We start from the raw sequence: 1,782 nt of genomic DNA, 5'->3' as shown, positions 1-1,782 counted from the left end.
CCCTGGGTGAGGCATGACGAGCACTACCACGTCGACTTCGCGGTGCCCTGCAAACCGTGACGGCGCCAGCAGCGCGCTTCGGGGCGCCGCACCCGCCCATTCCGGCCCCCGACCTGCAGGGGTGGATCCATAGAAGCGCGATGGCGCTCCCCCAGCCGCGGCCCCACACTCCAGCTATCCGCGCCCCTTACCGTTGTCACCATGAACGAACTGCTCGCCGCCTACCGCTACACGACCAACAACTACGCCCAGATCGAGAAGAGCAAGCGCTGCGGCTGCTGCAATTGCGTACAGATCTTCAAGCCCGATGCCATCGTCGGCTGGACGGGACTGACGGTGCAGAACATGGACGACCCCAAGGCCATCGACGAGCAGACCGCCATGTGCCCGCACTGTGGCAGCGAGGCCGTGATCGGGGATGGCTGCGGTTTCCTGATCACGCCCGACTTCCTGTCGCGCATGAACGAGGCCTGGTTCCAGAGGACGATGATCCACAGGCCGGCGGCCAAGAAGTGACGCTAACGTCGCAGCCCTCGGCACGGGGTTGACGGCCCATCATGAGCTTTGGCTACAAGACGGCATGGTTCGCCATCCACAACCCAAACACCGAAGCGGTGGCCCGTGCCCTGGGGCTCAGGCAGCTCGAGCCCGCAACCGCCGAGGCCGGTATCGCGGCCGGCTACGGCGATCGCGGCAAGGTGTTCATCACGCCCCCCATCAACGGCTGGACGCTGGCCATGAGCAGCGGCTTCCTCGATCTGGCGGATGGCAACCCACCGGTCTTCGCCAGCAAGCTGCCCCAGTTGTCGGTCGAACTGGGCGTCGAGGTGCAGTTTTTCGCCAGTCACCGGGTCGTGGAGGCTCATGCGTGGGCGCGTGCGGCGCATGGTGAGCTGAACCGCGCCTACACCTACAACGGCTGTAGCGGCGAGGTCCAGATCGACTTGGGCGGCCAAACGCCAGAGGAGATGGCTCTCGGGCATCGCTTCTTCAACCCTGACGCCCCCGAGGCTGGCAATGACAGCTACTGGGAGCGCAACGACCTGCGCTACGCCCATGAAGAAGACGTGATGGAGGTGGCCGGTGCCTGGAGCGTCAACCCGCAAAGCCTGGAGACCCTGCGCGAGGGGTTTCTCGCAGATGGCGGCGCTTCAACCGTCGCGTCGCCGGCCCACAAGCGCTGGTGGAAGATCTGGTGATGGACACCGGGGACACCGACCTGGTGGCCGTCTTCACCACCGTCGCCAGCCAAGAGCAGGCCGATGCCCTGGCCCGCGCCGCCGTCGAGCAGCACCTCGCCGCCTGCGTGCAGACCGAGGCCATCCGCAGCATCTACCGCTGGCAGGGCGCCATCGAGTGCGAGGCCGAGGTGCGGCTGATGTTCAAGACGAAACGAGTCCTGTATTCGGCGCTCGAGGCGCTGCTTCTGGAATTGCATCCCTACCAAGTGCCTGCAGTCTTCGCCGTGCCCATAGCAGGCGCTTCGAGCGAATACGCAAGCTGGATCGCAACTTCGCTGACTCATACGCATGCGTCGTAGGCGGCCGCAGTGCCAAGTCAAATTGCCCTGGACAAAAACGTCGGTATGGCGCCATAGGGCTACCAGCGATAACCAGGATCTTCGTCGCCGTCAAACATGTACCAGCAGCTTGCCGCACCGCTGCCGGTTTCTCGGGTGTCTTTCTTGAAATCGTATTCGCCCATGCAGGCCAAACCAAGTTGCAAGGCACCGCGGAGGTCAGGCCAAGCGGCTTGCAGAGCGGCCTCGGCCAGCACCGACGG

General features: G+C 64.7%; 4 protein-coding genes. 3 read left to right on the top strand and 1 reads right to left on the bottom strand.

What is annotated here, in order from left to right:
* The first annotated feature begins 201 nt into the window (after nucleotides 1–201).
* Genes ACXJKR_RS31445 through cutA form a run of 3 tightly spaced genes read left to right on the top strand, consistent with a single transcriptional unit; the run spans nucleotide 202 to nucleotide 1,540 of the window.
* Nucleotides 202–516 (top strand): hypothetical protein, encoded by a 315-nt coding sequence (locus tag ACXJKR_RS31445; protein WP_457326196.1) that lies wholly within the window; start codon nucleotides 202–204, stop codon nucleotides 514–516.
* Between the two features lie 41 nt (nucleotides 517–557).
* Nucleotides 558–1,199 carry a hypothetical protein gene (locus tag ACXJKR_RS31440; protein ID WP_457326195.1) on the top strand — a complete coding sequence of 214 codons (642 nt, stop codon included), beginning with the start codon at nucleotides 558–560 and terminating at the stop codon, nucleotides 1,197–1,199.
* Complete coding sequence (gene cutA, locus ACXJKR_RS31435) at nucleotides 1,199–1,540, top strand: divalent-cation tolerance protein CutA (protein ID WP_457326194.1); 342 nt, start codon at nucleotides 1,199–1,201, stop codon at nucleotides 1,538–1,540. The genes ACXJKR_RS31440 and cutA overlap by 1 nt, the downstream gene beginning before the upstream one ends.
* Before the next feature lie 59 nt (nucleotides 1,541–1,599).
* On the opposite strand, the gene ACXJKR_RS31430 is transcribed toward cutA, so the two are convergent.
* Nucleotides 1,600–1,782 (bottom strand): hypothetical protein (locus tag ACXJKR_RS31430; protein ID WP_457326193.1); only part of this gene is annotated, 183 nt, incomplete at its 5' end.

It is taken from the genome of Roseateles sp. P5_E11, from assembly GCF_054049355.1.
The sequence above is the reverse complement of the archived record's forward strand: the minus strand, read 5'-3'. Positions and strand labels throughout refer to the sequence as shown.

Excerpts from the sequence above, each read along its gene's own strand:
- ACXJKR_RS31445 (WP_457326196.1), top strand. The coding sequence starts at position 202 with ATGAACGAACTGCTCGCCGCCTACCGCTACACGACCAACAACTACGCC.
- cutA (WP_457326194.1), top strand. The coding sequence starts at position 1,199 with ATGGACACCGGGGACACCGACCTGGTGGCCGTCTTCACCACCGTCGCC.
- ACXJKR_RS31440 (WP_457326195.1), top strand. The coding sequence starts at position 558 with ATGAGCTTTGGCTACAAGACGGCATGGTTCGCCATCCACAACCCAAAC.